The organism is Streptomyces sp. NRRL S-1813 (assembly GCF_000719605.1).
Classification (GTDB): Bacteria; Actinomycetota; Actinomycetes; order Streptomycetales; family Streptomycetaceae; genus Streptomyces; species Streptomyces decoyicus.
Window position 1 is genome coordinate 121,243 of the sequence record NZ_JOHB01000015.1, and the last position, 20,555, is coordinate 141,797.

At 72.2% G+C, this 20,555-nt stretch carries 17 protein-coding genes; 8 read left to right on the forward strand and 9 right to left on the reverse strand.

Annotation, left to right across the window (positions count from 1 at the left end):
- Positions 1–80: 80 nt before the first annotated feature.
- The 5 genes from IF67_RS0122040 (at position 81) to IF67_RS0122060 (ending at position 4,301) form a co-directional block, all read left to right on the forward strand.
- Positions 81–1,274: an XdhC family protein gene (locus IF67_RS0122040; RefSeq protein WP_051818421.1), complete on the forward strand. Its 1,194-nt coding sequence runs from the start codon at positions 81–83 to the stop codon at positions 1,272–1,274.
- Between the two features lie 160 nt (positions 1,275–1,434).
- The gene (locus tag IF67_RS0122045; protein ID WP_234341242.1) at positions 1,435–1,776 is read left to right on the forward strand and encodes a GNAT family N-acetyltransferase; all 342 of its coding nucleotides are present in this window, start codon (positions 1,435–1,437) and stop codon (positions 1,774–1,776) included.
- 95 nt (positions 1,777–1,871) lie between these two features.
- Entirely contained in the window at positions 1,872–2,369 is a 498-nt protein-coding gene (locus tag IF67_RS0122050; protein WP_030988223.1) for a SigE family RNA polymerase sigma factor, read from the forward strand.
- Positions 2,362–2,814 carry a hypothetical protein gene (locus tag IF67_RS41850; RefSeq protein WP_199812764.1) on the forward strand — a complete coding sequence of 151 codons (453 nt, stop codon included), beginning with the start codon at positions 2,362–2,364 and terminating at the stop codon, positions 2,812–2,814. The genes IF67_RS0122050 and IF67_RS41850 overlap by 8 nt, the downstream gene beginning before the upstream one ends.
- 206 nt (positions 2,815–3,020) lie before the next feature.
- Positions 3,021–4,301: a mannosyltransferase family protein gene (locus IF67_RS0122060; RefSeq protein ID WP_420708703.1), complete on the forward strand. Its 1,281-nt coding sequence runs from the start codon at positions 3,021–3,023 to the stop codon at positions 4,299–4,301.
- Positions 4,302–4,434: 133 nt separating this feature from the next.
- Here IF67_RS0122060 and IF67_RS43820 read toward each other — a convergent pair whose 3' ends face one another.
- Positions 4,435–5,520, reverse strand: coding sequence for an LPXTG cell wall anchor domain-containing protein (locus IF67_RS43820; RefSeq protein WP_030988228.1), 1,086 nt, complete (start codon positions 5,518–5,520; stop codon positions 4,435–4,437).
- Positions 5,521–5,735: 215 nt separating this feature from the next.
- Here IF67_RS43820 and IF67_RS0122070 point away from each other — a divergent pair, with 215 nt between their 5' ends.
- Together IF67_RS0122070 and IF67_RS0122075 are read left to right on the forward strand one after the other, a co-directional pair.
- Positions 5,736–6,509: a DUF72 domain-containing protein gene (locus IF67_RS0122070; RefSeq protein ID WP_030988230.1), complete on the forward strand. Its 774-nt coding sequence runs from the start codon at positions 5,736–5,738 to the stop codon at positions 6,507–6,509.
- A gap of 62 nt (positions 6,510–6,571) precedes the next feature.
- Complete coding sequence (locus IF67_RS0122075) at positions 6,572–6,856, forward strand: acylphosphatase (RefSeq protein WP_030988232.1); 285 nt, start codon at positions 6,572–6,574, stop codon at positions 6,854–6,856.
- Positions 6,857–7,058: 202 nt separating this feature from the next.
- Here the strand turns inward: IF67_RS0122075 and IF67_RS0122080 are convergent, their stop codons facing one another.
- The 8 genes from IF67_RS0122080 to IF67_RS0122125 all read right to left on the reverse strand — a co-directional run bounded on the left by IF67_RS0122080 (position 7,059) and on the right by IF67_RS0122125 (position 18,901).
- Complete coding sequence (locus tag IF67_RS0122080; RefSeq protein WP_030988234.1) at positions 7,059–8,522, reverse strand: lanthionine synthetase C family protein; 1,464 nt, start codon at positions 8,520–8,522, stop codon at positions 7,059–7,061.
- A complete protein-coding gene (locus IF67_RS0122090) occupies positions 8,519–11,644 on the reverse strand; it encodes a lantibiotic dehydratase (RefSeq protein WP_234341244.1) in 3,126 nt (1,041 codons plus the stop codon). Before IF67_RS0122090 ends, IF67_RS0122080 begins: the two co-directional genes overlap by 4 nt.
- Positions 11,645–11,765: 121 nt before the next feature.
- On the reverse strand, positions 11,766–11,912 hold the full coding sequence (locus tag IF67_RS43825) for a hypothetical protein (protein WP_158713144.1): 147 nt from the start codon (positions 11,910–11,912) through the stop codon (positions 11,766–11,768).
- Positions 11,913–12,293: 381 nt separating this feature from the next.
- On the reverse strand, positions 12,294–13,322 hold the full coding sequence (locus IF67_RS0122100) for a UDP-N-acetylmuramate dehydrogenase (RefSeq protein WP_030988238.1): 1,029 nt from the start codon (positions 13,320–13,322) through the stop codon (positions 12,294–12,296).
- A 165-nt stretch (positions 13,323–13,487) separates the two neighbouring features.
- The gene (locus IF67_RS0122110; RefSeq protein WP_030988240.1) at positions 13,488–14,792 is read right to left on the reverse strand and encodes a hypothetical protein; all 1,305 of its coding nucleotides are present in this window, start codon (positions 14,790–14,792) and stop codon (positions 13,488–13,490) included.
- Positions 14,793–15,075: 283 nt separating this feature from the next.
- Positions 15,076–16,332 (reverse strand): MFS transporter, encoded by a 1,257-nt coding sequence (locus IF67_RS0122115; RefSeq protein ID WP_030988241.1) that lies wholly within the window; start codon positions 16,330–16,332, stop codon positions 15,076–15,078.
- Between the two features lie 389 nt (positions 16,333–16,721).
- Positions 16,722–17,735 carry a 2-hydroxyacid dehydrogenase gene (locus IF67_RS0122120; protein ID WP_051818426.1) on the reverse strand — a complete coding sequence of 338 codons (1,014 nt, stop codon included), beginning with the start codon at positions 17,733–17,735 and terminating at the stop codon, positions 16,722–16,724.
- Positions 17,732–18,901: a lactate 2-monooxygenase gene (locus IF67_RS0122125; RefSeq protein ID WP_030988245.1), complete on the reverse strand. Its 1,170-nt coding sequence runs from the start codon at positions 18,899–18,901 to the stop codon at positions 17,732–17,734. Before IF67_RS0122125 ends, IF67_RS0122120 begins: the two co-directional genes overlap by 4 nt.
- A 116-nt stretch (positions 18,902–19,017) precedes the next feature.
- Between IF67_RS0122125 and IF67_RS0122130 the strand changes: the two genes are divergently transcribed.
- A complete protein-coding gene (locus IF67_RS0122130) occupies positions 19,018–20,181 on the forward strand; it encodes a PucR family transcriptional regulator (RefSeq protein ID WP_030988246.1) in 1,164 nt (387 codons plus the stop codon).
- The last annotated feature ends 374 nt before the right edge of the window (positions 20,182–20,555 follow it).

The window sequence follows — 20,555 nt, forward strand, 5'->3', positions numbered from 1 at the left end:
CCGCACGGACGCCCGGGGCCCTGCGCCGTCCGCCGCGCAAGGGGCCCCCGCACCGGCCCACGAACCAAGAGGAGACCGAGATGCTCGACATCGCCGACGAGTTGAACCGCTGGATGGAGGAGGGGCGGGACTTCGCCGTCGCCACCGTCGTGGCCGTCGCCGGCAGCGCGCCGCGCAGCCCCGGCGCCGCTCTCGCCGTCGACAGCCGGGGAGTGGTCATCGGCTCGGTCTCCGGCGGCTGTGTGGAAGCCGCGGTGTACGACCTGTGCGCCCAGGCGCTCCAGGACGGCGGGACGGTGCTCGAGCGATTCGGCTACAGCGCCGAGGACGCCTTCGCGGTGGGGCTGACCTGCGGCGGGTCCATCGAGGTCCTGGTCACGCCGGTGACGGCGGACGCGCCGGGCCGCAAGGTATTCGCGGCGGCGCTGTCGGCAGCCGCCCGGGGAGAGCCGGCGGCAGTCGCCCGCGTGGCCCGGGGCCCGGCCGAACTGCTCGGCAGGGCCCTGCTCGTCCACCCCGACGGCTCGTACGAAGGCGGTCTCGACGGACATCCCGAGCTGGACCGTACGGCGGTGGCGGAGACCCGCGCCATGCTGGACGCGGGCCGCACCGGCGCCTTCGCCGTCTCGGAGAGCGGATCGCACTGTGCGGCCGACCTGACACTGTTCGTCGAGTCGAGCGTGCCGCCGCCCCGCATGATCGTCTTCGGCGCCATCGACTTCGCCGCGGCGCTGGTGCGTACGGGCAAGTTCCTCGGCTACCACGTCACGGTCTGCGACGCCCGCCCCGTCTTCGCCACCCGGGTCCGCTTTCCGGAGGCCGACGACATCGTGGCCGACTGGCCGCACCGCTACCTCCAGCGCACCGGGACCGACGGCCGCACGGTCCTGTGCGTGCTCACCCACGACGCCAAGTTCGACATACCCCTGCTCCAGGAGGCCCTGCGGCTGCCTGTCGCCTTCGTCGGCGCCATGGGCTCACGCCGCACCCACGAAGACCGCAACCGCAGACTCCGTGAAGCCGGCGTCAGCGACTCCGAACTGACCCGTCTTCACTCGCCGATCGGGCTCGACCTCGGCGCCCGCACCCCCGAGGAGACGGCCCTGTCCATCGCGGCCGAGATCGTCGCGGCACGACGGGGCGGCACGGGCGCCCCGCTGACCGGCTCACGGACACCCATTCACCGGGACGGGGGCGGGGAGAGCAACGGGAACGGGGAGAGGCACGGGGGAGAGGCAGGAGGCGGGGCGGCCGGGGAGCGGGCGGTGGCGTGAACCGGGCTCTCCTCAGGTGGCCTTCCGCGCCTGCTCCGTTGCCGTGACAGCGACAGCGGCAGTGAACACCAGGGCGCCGACAGCCGGGCCGGGCACCAGCGCGGCGACGGCTCGGTCATCACGTACTTCTCAGCCCTCTCTCCCGTCGTACGACGGCGAGTTGCTGCTGCGGCCCTGGGAGGCGGACGACGCCCCCGTCCTGCAACGCGCCTTCCAGGACCGGACGATCCGGCGCCGGCACGTGCACCATGTGACGTCGCCGGACGAAGCCCAGGAGTGGATCACCGCCACCCACCGGTCCTGGCAGCGGGAGCAGGACGCCCAGTGGGCCATCACCCCTGCCGACGACCGCGAGATCCTCGGCCGGGTGGCCCTGCGCCGGATGAACCTCGTGCACGGCGTCGCCGAGTGCGCCTACTGGGTCCTGCCGCATGCCCGAGGGGCCGGTGTCGCTCCCCGCGCTCGGCCAGGGGCTGGGTGTCCACTGCGCTGTGACCTGTGACGACCGTCACGCTGGAATCTTCGCCCCGGTGTCGACCGGATGCCGTGCGCCAGGCGTAAGCCTGGTGAGACCGAAAAGATTCCGGGGAGTGGCTGTTGACCGTCGAGGAGTTCGAAGAGTTTTACGCGCAGACGGTCGCACGGCTGACCGGGCAGCTGTACGTGATGCTCGGCGATCAGCACGAGGCGCAGGATGTGGTGCAGGAGGCGTTCGCCAAGGGCTGGAGCCGGCGGCGTCAGCTCGACCGGAACGGTCAGCCCGAGGCGTGGATCCGCACGGTCGCCTGGCGCCTGGCGGTGAGCCGGTGGCGCGTACGGCGCCGCACCGCGGACGCGTGGCAGCGCAGCGGCGCCCCGCCGCATGTCGAGGGGCCCGGACCGGAGTCCGTGGCACTGGTGGAGGCGCTGCGGCAACTGCCGGTCAAGCAGCGTCGGACCATGACGCTGCACTACGTGTGCGACCTGACCGTCGAGCAGATCGCGGGTGAGACCGGGCTGTCCGCCAGCACGGTCAAGACGCATCTGGTCCGGGGCCGCACCGCGCTCTCCCTTCGTCTGGCGGACCCGCGTATTGAGGAGGCCCCCGGTGCCTGAGCCCCATGACCTGCTGCGGTCGTTGTTCCAGGAAGCCGCCTCCACCGGACAGGCCCGTGCGCGCTATGCGCCGGTCTCGCTCGTCACCCGGCGCGGCGAGCGGATGCGCCGGCGCCGGATCGCCTCGCTCGCCGTCGGCGCCTGCCTGGTCTTCGCCGGCACCGGCGCTGCCGCTGCCGCACTCCTGCCGGGGACTCCGGGCACCTCCGTCCCGGCCGTCACGCCGTCTCCCTCCAAGTCGACGCTCACGCCGACTCCCGTACCGACGTCGCCCCGCAGCACCTCAACCGGGACCGGTGCGCCTGCTCCCGGCCGGAGCTCGACGGGAGCGCCGACCACCTCGCCGCCCCGGACCGGCCAGGGCACCTCGGGAGCGTCCCGCACTCCCACGGTCGGCGCACCCCCCAGGTCCACAGATCCCCCGTCCACGGCCCCACCGCGCTGACCAGCGCCCCCTGACCCGGCGGTCCGTGCCGCCGGGCGGTCCCGCACGCCCGAATCCGAGCAGGAGATACCGTTATGCCCGCCTTGTCGCCCCGCCTGCGTCGGAAGCATCCGTCCCCCACCCCCACCCCTGTTGCCGGACCACAGCGGCGCTCAGCGCCTGCGCGCACAGCTCGCGCCGCAGTCGAAGCGGGCGCGGCAGGCGCCGTGGGCACCGCAGCCGAAACCGGCACACCAGGCGTCGGGACAGCCGCCGAAGTCGGCAGGCCAGGTGTCGTCGGGACAGCCACCGAAGCCGGCACGGTCGACCGCTCTTCTCCGCTCCGTCCACGACAGGAGGTCCGTTGGCGACGCCGTTGCGTCCCCGGGCCCGCCGACCGTGAGGTGCTGTGGCTGTATCTGCTGACCCGGACAGGGATCTGGACCACCGCCTACTGCACCCGGTGGCTGTTCCCCGACGACCCCAAGACCCCGCACGTCGCCGGCTTCTTCACGCCGTGGCAGCAGTGGGACTGGGGGCACTTCCTGCACATCGCCCGCGACGGCTATTTCCCCGGCCTGGCCGGGCCTTGGACGAACGGCTGGGACAACCGAGAAGCCTTCTTCCCCGGCTTCCCTCTTCTCTTGCGGGCCGTCCATACCGTCGTCCCGCACTGGGCGACCGCGGGCCTGCTGATCTCCTTCGTCGCCGGAGCCGTGGCCGTCCTGGCCCTCGCCCGGGTCGCCCGCCTGTATCTGTCCGACGGGAACGCCGGTCGGCGCGCGGTCCTCTTCCTGCTGCTCTCGCCGTGCGCGATATTCCTGGCGGCGGGGTACACCGAAGCGCTCTTCCTCGCGCTCGCCCTGCCCGCCTGGCTCGCCGCCCACCGGCAGAACTGGCCCGCCGCGGCCGTCCTGGCCTGCCTGGCCTGCACCGTCCGCGTCAGCGGCCTCTTTCTCGTCGCCGCCCTGGCCGTCCACTTCGCCCTCACCGCCCGCACCCGTCGGCAGTGGCGCGCACTGCCCTGGCTGGCGTTGCCCGCCCTCGCGCCCGTCGTCTACAGCTGGTATCTGCACCTGCACACCGGCGACTGGATGGCCTGGAAGCACGCCCAGGAACGCGGCTGGTACCGCGACTTCCACACCCCCTGGGAAGCCTGGCAGAACACCTGGCATGCGGCCTTCGAGGAGTCACTGCCCACCGGATACGCCCTGATGTCCCAGGCCGAACTCCTCGCCATGGTCGTCGGCATTCTGCTGGCCGGGGCGCTGGCCCGTCGGCGCCGCTGGCCCGAGGCCGTCTACGTCGGCCTCAGCCTGTGGGCGCTGGGCACGTCGTACTGGTACACCTCCATCCCCCGCGCCACGCTCCTGTGGTGGCCCCTGTGGATCCTGCTGGCCGGTTGGAGCCTGCGCACTCCACGGTTCACCACCCTGTATCTCTGTCTGACGGCGCCGCTGATGACCGTCTTCGCCGTCACCTTCCTGTCGGGACGCTGGGCCGGTTGATCCGCGAGCGGGCGGCGGCGAGCGCCCGAGGTCCGCGGTTGCCGCTGCTGCCCGTATCGGCAGGGTGGCCGAGGACCGGACCCCGGACCGACGCCGGACCCCGGACCGACGCCGGGGCCCGGCACGCGCATCCTTACGCTGTGGCTCCCGTGCCACCCCCGGAGGAGCCGGCAGGGGCCTTGCGGCGGCGCACGCTGATGATCGCGCCCGCCCCCACGGCCATTGCCACGCCGCCCACCAGGGCGATCGTCGGCAGTGCGGAGGACGAGCCGGTCGCGGCCAGCTGGCCCGCGCCCGAGGTCTCCTTGGCGCCACCCTGCGGCCTGGGGCCGTCCGTGACGCCACCGGCGGGCTCGGCGCTCTCACTGGGCTTGCCCGGCTTGCTGGGCCCGCCGGGCTTGCCGCGCGCCGGGAGGATCTTGAAGTCGTACTGCTCGTGGTTCGAGAGGCCGCAGGAACCGTCCTGGTGGGAGAACATCCCCTCCACGATGGCGTAACCGGCCCCGGGCTTGGCCGAATTGATCGCGCGGACGCGCAGCGGCAGCGTGACGGTGCTGTGCGCGGCGACGGGGAATCCGGTGAACACGCTGTCGACCGTGGCGTCTTCGAAGCTCAGCCACTTGCCCGTCACGGGATTGCGGAACTGCGCCTCCAACTCTTCATACGGACGGTCGACGATCTCGGCGGACGAGATGTACGGCTGCGGCCGGACCTTCTCCATGGCCTTGTCGGAGGTATTGGTGACCGTGATGGAGGAATTGCTCCAGCCGGCACCGGCGACGAACCCGGACTGGAGCCCCTTGATCGCCATCTGGAGATGCTGGGACGAGCTCTCGCATTGACCGTCCGGGGGAACCTCCTCGGAGGAGGATCCGCCGGACGTGGTGCCGTGCTCGGTACCGGTTTCCTTACCAGGCTTGGCGTCGGGCACGGGCTTGGTGCCGTTCCCCGCACCGTTCCCCGCACCGGGCTTCGTGGCCTCATCGGTCTCGGCGGTCGGGCCCCGGGTCCCGGACGACCCGCCCGGCCCCGTCGCCCCCTCCGTCCGCGCCGAATCGCTGACGCGCCGCTCCGGGGCGGCTGTCTTCTGCGAATCGTCGATGTGTGCCGACGGTCTCGGGGCTTCCGTGGCGGACGCGGCGGCGGGCGTGACCAGTACGGCGGCGGGTGCGATGACGGCTGCCGCCGCGGCGGCCGTCAGGGCTTGGCGTAACGTCATCAAGAAGACCTTCCTCAGATGTCACCTGAACTGTCAGGTGCTTGCGCATCATGACTCCTGGCGGGCCGAAGGGTTGTGCGGTAGGGCCGGTTATGCAAGGCAGATCACAGCGCCGCTGTCCGGCGACGGCTGCCGAGTGCATCGGGCCCGCGGGCGGCCGCCCCCGACGAGCGACAGCTGATAGCCCCCGGCCCGGACCGGGCAGGGATGCGGACATGACCGTCCTCGTCGGAACCTCCGGCTGGCAGTACAAGGACTGGCGCGGTGTCCTCTACCCGCCGGACCAGCCGCAGCGGCTGTGGCTCGAGGAGTACGCGCGGCAGTTCGCCACGGTCGAGAGCAACGCCGCCTTCTACCGGCTGCCCGAGGAGAAGACCTTTGCCGACTGGCGGGACCGTACCCCCGACGGGTTCGTGATGGCCGTCAAGGCCAGCCGCTATCTGACGCACATCAAGCGGCTGCGCGATCCGCAGGAGCCGGTCGGCCGGCTGATGTCGCGCGCCGCGTGCCTGGGCCCCCGGCTCGGGCCCGTCCTGCTCCAGCTGCCACCCACGCTGCACGCGGACGCCGGGCTGCTGGACACCTGCCTCGGCTGCTTCCCCGCCGACGCGCGAGTGGCGGTCGAACCCCGCCACACCTCGTGGTGGACGACGGAGATCCGTGCCGTGCTGGAGCGGCGGGGTGCCGCGCTGTGCTGGGCGGACCGGCGCTCCCGGCCCGTGACGCCCCTCTGGCGGACCGCCGACTGGGGGTATCTGCGTCTCCATGGGGGCCGCGCACAAGCCGGCCCCCGCTACGGCAAACAGGCGCTCGCCGGCTGGGCACGGCGGATCGCCGACACCTGGCCGGACCGGGCCGACGTCTACACGTATTTCAACAACGATGTGGGCGGGGCGGCCGTCCTCGACGCCGTCCAGTTCGCCCGCGCCGCCTCGGCCGCCGGACGCTCGGTGAGCCGTACGCCGTCCGGGCGTGGCTCCGCCCGCTGACCGGGGGGCCGGGATATATCTGCGCTCGTACCGCCGGGGCGAGCGAACGAGGTGAGGCACGGATGATCCGCAGACGCGTGGTGGTCTCCGGAGACGTGCAGGGTGTGTTCTTCCGCGACACCTGCCGGCGCAAGGCGGACGAGCACGGTGTGACCGGCTGGGTGCGCAATCTGCCGGGCGGCACGGTCGAGGCGGTGTTCGAGGGGGAACCCGAGCGCGTACAGGAGATGGTGGACTGGGCACGCGAGGGTCCCCCCATGGCGACCGTCAACACCGCGTCCGTCCAGGAGGAAGAGCCCGAGGGACTGACGGGCTTCGACATCCGGCCGACGCCTGGCGGGTTCTAGACCTGTCCGCCCTCCTGGTCCGTTTCCCGTCCCCGGGAAGTGCACGGGGGCGGCCTCCTCACACGACAACGGCTCGCGGACGCTGTGGAGTTGGGGTCGGCCGGCCAGGCGGAGGAGGCGCTGCGACAGCTCCGTCAGGGTGCGGGAGCGCCTTGCCGCAGAGGGAACGGCCGTGGAACGCCTCCGGCGACGCGTGACCGCTTCAGCTCATGAGGAGTGCCGCGTCCCAGCCGTTCCGCTCGGTGAGTGTGGTGCCCCTGCGGGCGTCGGCGTAGTCGGCCAGGACGAGGGCGGTACCGGTGGCGCCGTCCAGCAGGCCGGGGTGGTGGATCCGGCGTGGTGCGGGCGGCGGCGACGGGGTCGGTGCCGGGGAGGGCGGAAGAACTTGGGGGTAGCCGAAGGGGGTTCGTGCGTCGAATTCTGCGACGAGTTCCCGGGCGAGGTGGTCCGCGGTCTCCCACAACGTGGTGCGTCCGGTGACGGTCGCCATGCGGACGGTGGTGTGCAGGATGCCGGCGCGGCCGTGGCAGAGGCCCGGGTCGTCGGACACCAGCGCGTCGTGCGGGCGGTGCGCGAGGGCGCTGACGGCCTCCTCGGCCAGGGCCGTCATCCGGTGGTCGTCGAGCGCCTGCCCGGCCAGATGGAGGGTCCAGGCGATGCCGGATGTTCCGTAGCACCAGCCGGGTCTGCTGCGCGCTCCCGTTACCGTTCCTGTTCCTGTTCCGGTTTCCGTTCCCGCTCCTGTTCCGGCTCCCGTTCCCGGGGAGGGCTGGGGCCGGGAAGGCTCCCCGGGGCGCTCCGGCAAGGCGACGCGGCCGGGCCACTGCATGCCCCGGCCGTCGGTGCAGCCCACGCTCAGTACCCAGTCGGCCATGCGGCGGATGGCGTCCTGCATGCCCGGTACCCGGTGCCCGGAGCGGTGAGCCAGTGACAGCAGGGCGAGCGGACCGCAAATCCCGTGGGCGACACCGACGTTGCAGTCACCCCCGGGGAACTCCTGGCGGTCGCGCGGGAGGAGGTACCGGTCGGGTGCGCACCACCACCCCGGCACCTGGGTTCCGTCGCCTTCTGCCGGTCGGACGGGGTGGCTGATGCCGACCAGAAAGTCCAGGACGTCGCCGAGTGCCTGTGCGCACCGCTCGTCGCCGTGGTCGGCCGCCAGCAGGAGGCCACGTCCCTCTCCCGCCAGGCCGGCGATCGCGTCGTAGTCGCCGTACGCCAGTCCGGGGCCGTGTTCCTGCCGCCGAGCCACCAGTTGGGCCGCACGCGCCCGTACGTAGGCGGCGTGCACCTCGGCGCAGCGTGCCAGCAGGCGGGCGTAGCCGCCGTGTGCGTTCGCATGCAGGCGCGCGGGCAGCAGCAGGTCACCGACCGCGGCCGGGCCGGCACCGGTGGCCGCCGCGACGGCCGCCGCGAGATGGGCGTGCCCGAGGGCCGCGTACCGGGCGTCGGTCCGGGCGCATTGGGTGTGCAGCAGGGCGATGCCGGGGTGCCCGGTCAGCAGTGACGCGGGCTGCCAGCCGGGCAGCGGGAGTTCGGGCGGCAGCATGGCGACGGCGTCGCGGGCGGCGCCGGCCACCTGCTCCGGTGAGTTCAGCAGGTCGGCCACCCGGAACGCGATTGCCGACGCCGTGTCGCACAGAGCGTGGGGTGTGGTCACGGTCATCTGTTGTTCCTCTTCCGGCCGAGCCACAGCGCGAGCGCCTCACGGGCCGTCACATGGGCCGTCAGTTCCTGTTCGGGCCGGGGACCGAGCAGCCGGTTGCAGTGCAGATGCGCCAGGCTCCGGGCGATCCGTCCCGTCCGGCCGGGGTCCGCTTCCGCGGCGGAGAGCACCTCGCGCAGACCGGTGAGCGACGGGCCGCGGGTGCTCCATCCCACGCCCCAGCCCTCCGCGGCGGCCGGCGGCCGGGGCCTGGCGTGCGGGCCCAGCAGAGCGGCGACGGCCTGTTTCCGCTCGCGCGGTACGTCGCCCCGGTGCTCCAGCACCGACGGGCTGCTCAGCCAGCGGAGCACCTGGTCCGGCGAGCCGAGGTGGGTGAGGATGTCGAGGATGCCCAGCGCGGCCGGCAACGTCGGATCGCCCAGCTGGTCGGGGGCCATGGCCAGCAGCGTGACGACGGACTCGCTGTCGGCGTGGAAGAGCCGCTCGGCGTGCTCGATCGCGGCCGGTCCGCCGTACCGCCCGACCTCGGGCTCGTAGGTGTCCAGGACCATCTTCGCGAGCAGCCCCGCCTCCTCGCGTGGCCGGGCCCAGTCGTGGAGTGCGGGCAGCAGCACCGGCCACAGGGATTCCGGCCTGCCGTGGAAACGCAGCCGGATGTGGGGCGCCGGATCCTCGTAACGGAGGAAGAACCAGAGGTCGGCACCCGCTCTGCGCAGCAGGTCGGGGTCGGTCAGCGGTGCGAGGTGGCGGGCCAGCAGCTCCGGCTGGCGGGCCTGGGGCGCATAGATCTTCGCGTAGAGCCACTCGCCACCGGGCAGATGCGCCCGCGCTCCGCGGCCGCTGTCCGTGCCGTCCGTCGGAAGCGGGACCGGCGCGGCCAGGGGAAGGGCCTGTCCGGTACCGTGCGGCGCGCTGCGACGGGCAGGCCTGGCGAAGAGCGGGAAGAAGAACTCGGCGGCATGGGAGCCCTCCGGTCCCCGGAACCACTGTCTTTGCGCTCGGTCCCCGAACTGTTCCACCAGCGTCAGGCCGGGCGCCCGCCGCACCTCGTCACGCAAGACCATGAGGTGCAGAGGGTCGTCGAGGTCGACCGCGACGCGGTGGTCGGCCTTGGTGAGCAGCACCTGCCGTGGGACGTCCCAACGCCGCCGCCACCGGCCGACCTGGTCGCCCCACTCCCCGTCCTCCCGGTCGGCCGCGGCGCTCAGGGCCCGGTCCGGCAGCCAGCGTGCGGGGGAGAGCACGGTCCGGCCGTGGCGCACCCGGGGCAGCGCGGGAGCCGAGGCCCAGCTCCCCCAGCTCCACGGTGCGCAGAATGCCCGCCCCTCCTGCCCGATGTCCAGCAGGAACCGGGCCATGTGCGGAAGATGGCCGCTGCTCGGGTTGAGCATCGAGTAGGAGAGCGGCCGCACCCTTCGGCCCGACGGCCTGTCGATGAGGTGGAGGCCGTCCGTGTCGGCGCAGACCGCCAGGTTCTCCAGGCGCAGATCGTGTGCCGTCCCGGACTCGGCGGGGCCGACGCCCAACGGGATGCGATGGGACAGCCACTGCGGGACGGCGGACACATTGGCCGAACGCGCCACCCTGGGCCGGTAGGCGACACAGGCCGGGATCTCGTCGGGCGCCGCGGTCCGCTCGGCGTGCAGGGCCAGCTCCTGAATCCGTCCGGCCGCTGACCGGCCGAGCACCGGCGCGAACCTGCTGAACATGGCTCCGGCCAGCGGTGACACCGCCTGAGGCGCGAGCACCAGATGGAAGTCCCCGCCGTCCAGGGCCTCCTGGCCCGCTGCCGTCAGCTCGGCCCCCACCTCCATGCTCAGGGGGGCCGGTCCGCGCTCCGCCGGTTCCAGGGCACGTACGGTCTCCTCGTCGAGCACCACTTCCCGGCTGCCGCGGCGGGCGGCGTCCATCAGCAGCTCGGCCAGAACGCGATCGCGCGCGACGGCCTCGGGGGAGGTCGGGAGGGGCGGCGGGGCGCTGTGCTGACGGTAGTCGGGGGGCAGTCCCAGCCCCCGGGTGTCGTCGAGCAGTTCCAGGGCCGGGACCGGTCTGTCGGTGCCGTACCGCTCCAGGAACGCCAGATGGTAGTCGCGGAGGCGGGGATTGCCCCGGTGGACGGGAGAGGTCCGCCACAGCACCGTCGCGGCGCGTTCCGCTTCCCGGGCCACTTCGTACGGCAGGGTCAGCCGCACCTCCAGTGCCAGGTCCGTCTGGAGGACGTCCGTGGCCGGCCGCGCCGCCCGCATGCGCTCGGAGACCGCGGCCAGCCGGGTGCGCCGGGCGTCCGGCGGCGCGACGTCCAGGGCGTCCAACTCGGCCTTGATGGCACGGAGTTGCCGGGCCGCCGGATGGTCGACTTCGTGCAGCCGGTCGCACACGTGGGCCAGGGGCGTGGTGCAGTCGGGCGGCGGTATCAGGTCGCTGAGCAGGAAGTGGCCGCGTACGAGCTGCACGATGCTGTTGTCGACCGCGCCCTCGGGGGCCTGCGGGAACTGCCGCTTTCCGTCTTCCACCAGCTCGGGGAAGGGCGTGGGCCGTGCCGTGGCCGCCAGGAGGTGCCGGACCACCCGGGTGTGGCGCACCGAACCCGACAACTGCCGTTTTCCGGTGCGGTCATGGCGGTCGACCAGCACCAGCCGGCCGGCTCGTACCGTGTGCAGGTTGTTGGCCGTCAGCCGCGAACGCTCCAGTACGGCCGGGACATCGAGCAGTGCCTCCAGCACGCCGTCCAGCCAGTCCGCGTCCGGCCGGGTCACACTGCGCACGCCACCGGCCGGTCCCAGCGAGGGCGCGGATCCGAATCCGGCGAGTCCGACGCCCGCGAAGAGGCCGAACGGGGTCGGACGGTGGGACATCCGCGAGTGGTACTTCGTCAGGGACACCGCGATACGGCGCAGGGACTTGAGCCTGAGCCGCTCCCCCGCGACGACCCGGGCGACATCCGCCCCCAGGCTCGCGCTGGCCAGGCCCACCGCCTCCATGAGGCGTGGATCGGCGGCGAGATGGGTCACCTGCCGGTGCAGCCAGCCCTCTTCCTCCGGGGTTCCGACGGGCGGCCGGGGCTGCCGGGCCGGTGCGTCCTCCGAGGGCAGGGGGAGGGCCGCCGCGCGTACCAGTGCCACCTTCCCGCACGCGAATTCGACGTCCGTCCTGCCGCCCACGATCCCCCCGCCCGTTCCACTCACACCGTTTCGCCGACGAGGGTGCGGGGCGGCGGGCCGAAGTCCTGGCGCCGCCCCGCACTCACGCTGAGCAGGGCCAGGCGGTGATGGGGCAGACCTGCGTCATGAGCTTCGGCTCCTGCGCACTCTTGGTGGCCGTGGCCGAATCCGTGATGTCGAGGTCGAGGTCGAGGTCGAATTCGTCCATGCTGGTGATGATGTTCTCCATGGTCCCCTCCAAAGGGAGATGCTTTAATCCCGGATTATTTCGGGTTGTTGCGGAGGCATTTCGCAACCGCCGGAATATTCCACCGGAGGGCGCATGCCGTGTCAAGCTTACGGAGGTATGCTCCGATTAATGTGACCGGAATGGCTAAATCCAGATAGTGGTGAATTCTCTTACGGGCGGCCTGCGTTCGCCGATGGATTGGGCGCCGTCGCAATGCAGCGAGGGAGGTTCCGCCTCCCAGGAAACGGGCGCCCCTGGGCTGCCGGGAATTCGCGTCGCCCAAACCGCTTGCGTGTACGTGAGTGGGAATACCTAATCATTCAGAGTGCGAAAAAGGGCGAGGAGGGGTGATCTCTCCCGCCCCCGGTGAGGGCGGTGAGTTCAGAGGAAGTCGATTTCGGAAGTGAGTCGTACCCCGGTGCGGCGCAGCACCTCCTGGAACACGATGCCGACCGCCTGGCGGAAACCGGCGGCGGTCGCACCCTCCTCGGCGACCAGGGTGTAGTGCAGCGAGGAAATCCGGACGCCCGGGACGATCGGGCGGCGCAGCTCGAAGCCGGCCTGCCGGATGAGCCAGCTCGCGCTCACCCTGATCGAGCCGTCGGGGAAACGGTTCACCGGCGCGTGACGTGCCCGCAGGCCCTCGGCCTGTGCGGGGGAGATCTCGGGGCTGAGGAACACACTGCCGACCGACCGGTCGTCGGTGCCGCTGCAACCCAGCACCATGCCCTTGCTCCGTCGGACGGTGAGCACCGCCTGGGCCACCTCGTCCAGGGGCACCCTGCTGCCGACCGGGACATCGAGTGCGGCGGCGACCGTCCGGTACGTGACCGGTGCGCTCAGCTCCGACCGGCGCAGCGCGAAGACCAGGCTCAGCACCGTCCACCGACGGGAGTGCTTGAAGACGCTGGTGCGGTGGCCCAGCCCGCATTCCGCGGCATCCAAGGTCACCATGCGGCGCACCTTCCGGTCCCACGCCGTCACCCGCACCAAGGTGTCGGCGGTCTCCTGACCGTAGGCGCCGACATTCTGGACCGGTGTGGCGCCGGTGGTCCCGGGAATGCCCACCAGCATCTCCATACCGGTGAGGCCCTCGGCGATGGTGGTGGCGACCAGATCGGCGAGCAGATGACCGGCCTGGACCTCGACCAGCACCCGGCCGTCGGCGGTGTTCCCGGCCATACGTACGCCCTTGGTGCTCATCCGCAGCACGGCGCCGACGCATCCGGCATCGCTGACCAGCACGTTGCTTCCCTCGCCCAGGCAGACGGGCTCACCGGGGAAGGTGTCGGCCAGCGCCACGAACTCGGGGAAGTCCGCGGGGTCGTGCAGCTCGACGAGCGCCGCAGCCGGTCCTCCGATGCCCAGCGTGGTCATCGGGGCAAGCGGTGCCTCGTGAATGACTCGCATATGTTCCTGCTTCTCCTGGATGCCGTTCCGGGGTGGGGGGTCCTGCCAAAAGGGGACGCGGTGGTGAAGGGAGCGTCCCTCAGTCTGTGACGAGCGGGACGGCTGCCCGTGTCACTGCACTGCCGGTTGGGGCCGATGCGCGCACCGGCACACCCTGGGTTCGCCCTAGCACGTCGCCCGGGCCCGGTCCGCGTCCAGCAGAGCGTCGGCCCGTTGCACGATCTCGCGCGCCACCGGAGTGTCATACCGCCCGAACCGCCCCCGTAGCGCCATGAGGCGGGAGTGGGCGCGTTGTGAGGTGACGCTCTCGGCCAGGGCCAGCGCATCCGCGGCGGCCTCCGCGGCGCCGTCGACCTCGCGGTGCGCCAGCCGCGCCTCGGCCAGCGAGGCGCTGTGCAGCAGAAGGTTGCGCGGCTGACTGCCCCGGAGCAAGTCGATCCCGTGCGCGAGATGCCACTCCGCCCGCCGGGGACGCCCCAACTCCAGCCAGGCCCGCCCGGCATCGGCCACCATCACCGCGGGCGTCAGCCAGTAGGCCCACGGGGGGTCGGTCGAGGGCCGGCCGGACCGGCTCAGCTCGGCGGCCTCCTCCAGGGCCCGTTGACAGCCTGCTTCGTCGCCTAGGCTCGCATGGGCTCTGGCCTCGCGCGTCGCCAGCAGTGCCCGGCCGATGCCCATGTCCTCCTGCGCCGACCCCTTGCGCGCGATGCGGATCAGACGCAGCGCCTCCTCCGTCCGCCCGGCCCAGGCGGCCCGGTAGCTCATACAGGAGATGATGTACGCGGCGAGTGGCCGGTCCCCGGCGGCACGTGCGGCGCCCAGAGCGGTCAGAAAGCGGGAATTGCTCAGCTCGTCCATGCCCTGGTCGGCGGTCAGCCAGGCGGTCAACTGGCCGAGTTCGGCGATGATCCGGTGCAGTCGCAGGCCGGTCGAGGGGCCGTAGGAGTACGTGCCGGCCAGCTTCTTCGCCCACTGAAGGTCCTGGAGCGCCCAGTCCAGTACGAGTCCGCTGCTGCAACTGTCGTCCAGCTGACGCAGCTGCTGGATCCTGGCGGTCAGCATGTCGACCGCGACATCCGGGACCTCGGCGCCGCGTGTGCGCGAGGGCGGCGGAGCGTCGTCGGCCACCAGCCAGTCCACCGATGCGGTGACCGGGTCCAGTGCGGCCGGGCGAGGGGCGGACGAGAGGGTGCGCCGCTGAGTGTGGAGGCGCTGACAGGGGGGTGCCGCGGCCGGGAAGTGCTCCGGCCACAGCGCTTCGACCGCGACGGACTCGCCGAGCTGGTCGGAAAGAATGGTGGCGACGACATACGGCAGCCGGCGCCGGGGGCAGGCCCCCTTCAACCAGTTGTAGGGGGCCTTGCTGCTGATGGTGCCGGTGCCGCACCTCTTGTTGATCTCCCGTGCAAGCCGCTCCGGCGGCCAGGATAATCGCGCCAGGCAGGACGCTAAGACGGACGTATCGTTCATCGACGGCAAACCTCGACCGCAGCGGTATGAGACGCCGGACCGGTCGAGTCCGGGGCGGGATCGGTCAGCTCCGGCGACTGCCGGGAGCGCTCTGATGTGGTGTCAGACCTGGGCCGGATCGGGCCGACGGTGTGCATCACTGCTTTCCATGCCCCCCTGCCGAGAACTGCCGAGCCATACTAGGGATTCCCCGGCCCAGCAGGGCGAATCTGTGATGACAGACACAACAACTGCCCATGTCACGCAGGTGCATCGTCCCTGCACATGGCGACGGAACGGGGGCTCAGACCCGGTGCAGTTTCCGCACCGGGCCGGAGTCCGGGAGCGCGGCCGGGCGCAGCGCCCTCCAGTAGAGCGCGACCCCGACGGCCAGTACGGCGACCGCGAAGAGGAACGGTGCGTGGAACGATCCGGTCGTCTGGGCCAGCCAACCGGTGAGCAGGACGCCGCCGGCGGTGGCCGCCGTATTGAGGAAGTTCATCAGCCCGCTGACCGCCCCCACCGTCCCCGGCGGTGCGAGCAGTCCCGGCAGACCCCAGGCGACGGGCGCGGCAATGGCCAGGCCCGCCAGGGACAGGGACATCCAGACCACGGCGACGGCGGGAGACCCGGCACTCCCCGCGGCGCCGATCGTCGCGCCGAGCGCCAGCCCGCACGTCAGCACGGTCTTGCGGACCGTCCACGGGTTGCGGCCCCGGCGCACCAGCCGGTCCACCAGCCAGCCCCCGACGAGGAGTTCGGCCACCGTCGCCACCGCCCACGGAACCATCGAGTAGATGCCGGACTGGAGCAGCCGCACGTGGAACTCCCGCTGAAGGAACTCCGGCATCCAGGTCAGCACGATGTTGATGGTGTAGCCGTAACAGGCGAAACCGCAGGACAGGAGCCAGATCCTGCCGGAGCGCAACGCCGAGCGGAACTGCCGGGCCCCGCCCCGGTCGATGTCTCGTGCCCCGCCTTCGAGGATGAACTCCCGCTCCGCCGGACGCAGCGAGCGGGCCGTGGACGGGTCCCGGTAACCCCACCACCACACGGCGGTGAACAGCACGCTGATCACGGAGGTGAACAGGAAACCCGCCCGCCAGCCCCACTCGCTCATCACGAACGCCAGCACCGGGAACGCCACCATGTTGGCCAGTTTGGTGGCTCCGTCGAACATCGCCGTCGCCATACCGCGCTCACTGAGGGGAAACCACGCCGCGGTCGCCTTGGAGGCGCCGACCATCGAGGGCCCCTCGGCCACCCCGAGCAGCAGCCGTGCCGCGATGATCGGGCCCACTCCGCCGGCCACCGCGGTCAGCAGACCCGCAACGGCCCATAATGCGGAGGCGATCCGGGTGAGCCGCGAGACTCCCAGGAGGTCCACCAGCAGGCCGGCGGGTAACTGGACCAGGCAGTACGACCAGGTGAAGGCCGAGAGGACCACACCGAGCTGCTGGAGGTCCAGCCCGAAGTCGGCGGCGATCGAGGAGCTCGCCACCGATATCGCGGTGCGGTCGAGGAAGTTGACGAGTATGCCTCCGGCGAGCAGTCCACCCATTGCCCAACGGGTGCCTCCACGGGGTTCCACGAGCGTGAACCAGCCTTTCCTGGTGCGGCCGTCACGGAGCGCGGGACGGCCTGGGATGCCTTGGTGAAGGTCCCGCCGGGGCTTCCCGGACACGAGGCCGGTGACGAGCCGACCGGAGTGGCCGGTCTGTTCGGCGAGACGCCGACCATGGTGATCACAACTGAGGCCGGACCGGTACCGCATCCGTGCGCCGAACAATGGCCGGAATGCGCGAACGAGCTCGGTGGGAGCCCGGGGAGGGCGGCGAGGGCTGGGTGGGGGCATCGACTTCGACGTCCGGCTGCTCCCGCACGAACGCGGCCCGGGCCGGTCGTACGGGAGTGCGCGGGCGCCGGTGGTGGCCGGCCGCGGTGCGGTCGCTACGAGACGATGTCCCGCAGCGGCTTGCCCGCCAGGTGGTCGATGACGTTCTGGACGGCGGCCAGGGCGATGCGGACCAGCGTCTCGCGGGTGACACCCGCGACATGCGGGGAGAGCACCACGTTCGGGGCCTTGAGCAGGCGCAGGGCCGCCGTGGGCGGTTCGGGGTCGAAGACATCGATACCGGCGCCGGCGAGGGCTCCGGAGGCCAGGGCGTCCGCGAGGGCGTCCTGGTCGATGAGGGCGCCGCGGGCCGTGTTGATCACGAAAGCGGTCGGCTTGAGGAGGGCCAGGCGTTCCGCGTCGAGGAGATGACGGGTCGCGTCGGTGAGCGGGGCGTGCAGGGTGAGGTAGTCGGAGGTGCGCAGCACCTCGTCGAGGCTCAGATGCCGGGCACCGCCGAGGCGGGCCGCGGTCTCCGGGGCCACCGGCCGCGGCCCGGCGTAGACGATGTTCATGTCGAACGCGACGGCCCGGCGGGCGACTTCCTCGCCGATGTGGCCCAGGCCGATAATGCCGAGGGTCTTGCCGGACAGCTCGGTGATGGACTGCTGGAGGCGGGGCAGTGCCCAGTCGGCCTCGACGAGGGCCGTGTGGGCGGGGACCAGCTGCTTGGCCAGGGCGAGCATCAGGGCGAAGGTCTGCTCGGCGACGTTCTGCTTCTCCGCGCCGCTGGAGCCGATGTTGCAGACCGGGATGCCCCGTTCGCGGGCCGCGTCCAGGTCGACGTAGTCGAAGCCGTGACTGGCGCACTGGACGAGCTCCAGGGACGGTGCGGCGGCGAGGTGTTCGGCGGTGACCGGAGCCAGGCCGGTGATGAGGAGATGGGCGTCCCGCAGGGCCGCCGGGTCCTCGTCGGCGCTCTCGACGACGGTGACGCGGGTCTGCCCGGGGAAGAGGCCGGCCAGCGCGGCGCCGGCGGCGCGGCCACCGACGTGCGGCGAGACGACGGCGAGTACGTGGTGCACGGTCTGCGGCTCCGTGGCGGGGGCCGGGTCCGGCGTGGTGGTCATGCGGATTCCTTGATGAGGTCGTCGGCGGTCAGCGTGGCCGGGCGGGAGTGCCCGGACAGCGCGAGGGTCAGGTCGAGTTCGGCGAGCAGACAGCGGATGACGTGCTCGACGCCCGCCTGGCCGTCGAGGCCGAGCCCATAGGCGTACGGGCGCCCCACCAGCACCGACTTCGCGCCCAGGGCCAGCGCCTTGAAGATGTCGTCGCCGGTGCGGATACCGCTGTCGAAGAGCACGGTGAGCCGGTCGGCCGCCGCCTCGACGACCCGGGGCAGCGCGTCGGCGGCGGCGACGGAACCCGCCACCTGGCGGCCGCCGTGGTTGGAGACGACCACACCGTCCATGCCTGCCTCGGCGGCCCGCAGGGCGTCCTCCGGGTGCAGGATGCCCTTGAGCACGATCGGGCCGTCCCAGTTCTCGCGCAGGAATGCCAGGTCGGGCCAGGTCTTGGCGGGGTCGGCGAACATCCCCAGGAAGTGCATGACGGCCGCGTTCGGGTCCTCGTGGACCGGCTTGGCGAGCCCTGCCCGGAACGCGGGATCGGTGAAGTAGTTGGCGGTGCCCACACCGTGCAGGAACGGCAGGTACGCCTGGTCGAGATCGCGCGGCCGCCAGGCGAGGAGCGGGGTGTCGAGCGTGACGAACAGGGCGGTGTAACCGGCCGCTTTCGCGCGGTTCAGGAAGCTCCTGCTGACCTCGCGGTCCTTCGCCCAGTACAGCTGGAACCACCGCTCCCCGTCACCCATCGCCTCGGCGACCTCTTCCATGGGGGTGCTGGAGGCGGAGGACAGGATGTACGGAACGCCCTGCGCCGCCGCGGCCCGTGCGGCACCGGGCTCGGCCTCCGGATGCATGATCGACAGCACGCCCACCGGCGCGAGCGCGAGCGGCGCGGGCAGGGCGCGGCCCCACACCTCCACGGACAGATCGCGTTCGTGCACCTCGCGCAGCATGCGGGGAACGATCCGCCGGCGGTGCAGCGCCGCCCGGTTGGCGTCGGCGGTGCTGCCGGTGCCCGCGCTGCCCGCCACATAGCCGACCGGGCCGGGGCCGAGGCGCCGCTCCGCGAGCTCCTCCAGGCGCGTCAGATCGGTCGGCAGCCGGGGCACGGCGCCCGTCATGCCGTGGAGATAGATCTCGTACTGGAAGTCCGCCCAGTGCTTCGCCATCCGTACGGTCCCGCCTCTCGTCGCTGAGACTGCGTGCTCACCCGTGATCCTGGCGACAGTGACAACACCCGTCCACCGCGGTGCGCACAACACGCGGGTGGAATCATCACCCTGTGATGAAGGAACGGGCACGTATCCGGCAGCAGCTGATCGCCGCTCCGCGGGTCGTCGCGGCGATCGTCACCGCCGTGCGCGAGCAGGTCCCGGCCTACGCCGTGCTCGACGACAACCGGCTCCAGGAGGTGCGCGCCATCGCCGCCTGGGCGCTGGACCGGCTGCTGCATCTCTGGGTCACCGACAGCGCACTCACCCCGGCCGACCTCCGGCGGTTCCGCGGTATCGCGGCGGCGCGGGCCGCGGACGGCCGCCCGATGCAGGCGGTCCTGCGGGCCTACCGCGTCGCGGCGACGGTGATGACGGACGAGGTCGCGGCCGCCACACCGCCGCCGGGCGCCCCGGATGCCTTCGCGCTCGCGCGGATGGCGCTGACCACCCTCGACACGCTCGCCGAGGAGATGGCCACGGCCTACACCGCCACCAGCGAGGACCTCACCGCGGACCGCGACCGCGCGCTGCGGCTGCTCCTCGACGACCTGATCGCGGGACGGCACGCCTCCGTCGGCGCGCTGACCGACCGGGCCGCCCGCTTGGGGCGGCAACTTCCGGACCCCTACTGCCTCTTGGTGGCGGAGCCCGCCGACGCGGACGGCGCAGCCCTGACGCAGGAGACGGCCGTCGGGCTCCTCGTCTCGCTCGACGGCCACGGCGGTGAGGCCACCTCGCTGGCGACGGTCCGGGGCTCGCGCGTGGTCCTGCTGCTGCCCGCCGCGGCCGGCGGGGCCGCTCCGCAGGCCCTGGGGCAGCGGGGCCTGCGCGGCTGCGCCATCTCGGGCGAGAGCCCGGACCGTATCGCCGTCGCCTACCGGCTCGCGGCCGATGCCCTGGACACGGCACCCGCGCACGCCCACCACCCGGCGCGGGTCCTGACGGACGGTGACGCCCAGGTGCTGGCGCTGCTCGGCGGACGTCCCGCCACCACTCCCGACCAGATCGGCCGGCTGATCCTCGGCCCGCTCGTCCAGCCCGGCCGCCACCACCTCATGGAAGCGCTCACGACCTACCTCGACACGGGCTCCGCGAACGCCGCCGCCCGAAGGCTCGGCCTCCATCCCCAGTCGCTGCGCTACCGCCTGCGCCGTATCAGCGACCTCACCACGCGCGACCCACGCGACCCCTGGCAGCGGCTCACGCTGGACATCGCCCGGACGATCACCCACTGAGGCACCGACGGCACCGTCCGGTCCGCCCTGTCCCGCCCCGGCCCGCCAGGGGATACGGGACGGCCCTTTAGCTGACCTGGTCGTCCTGGCCGTCCTAAAGGTTGTCCCGTAACGGCGGGGCGCAAGTGAGATGATCTCTCATGCCGTCAGGGTGCTCGCGACCACTGACAATGCCCGCGGCGGCCCGGTAACGCCCATCCGGACCTGCCCCGGGCCGGCGGCGACCACCGGCGGGTGCCGGCGGTGCTGAGATTCCCGGAAGGAAACGGCTGACCCCGGGCGCTCGCCGAAGGCCCGGCCGACGCCGGGGCGGCGAAAAGGTTGGTGTGCGGGGCCGACGGAACCGGGTAACCTCTTTGTCATGTTCTTCCAGG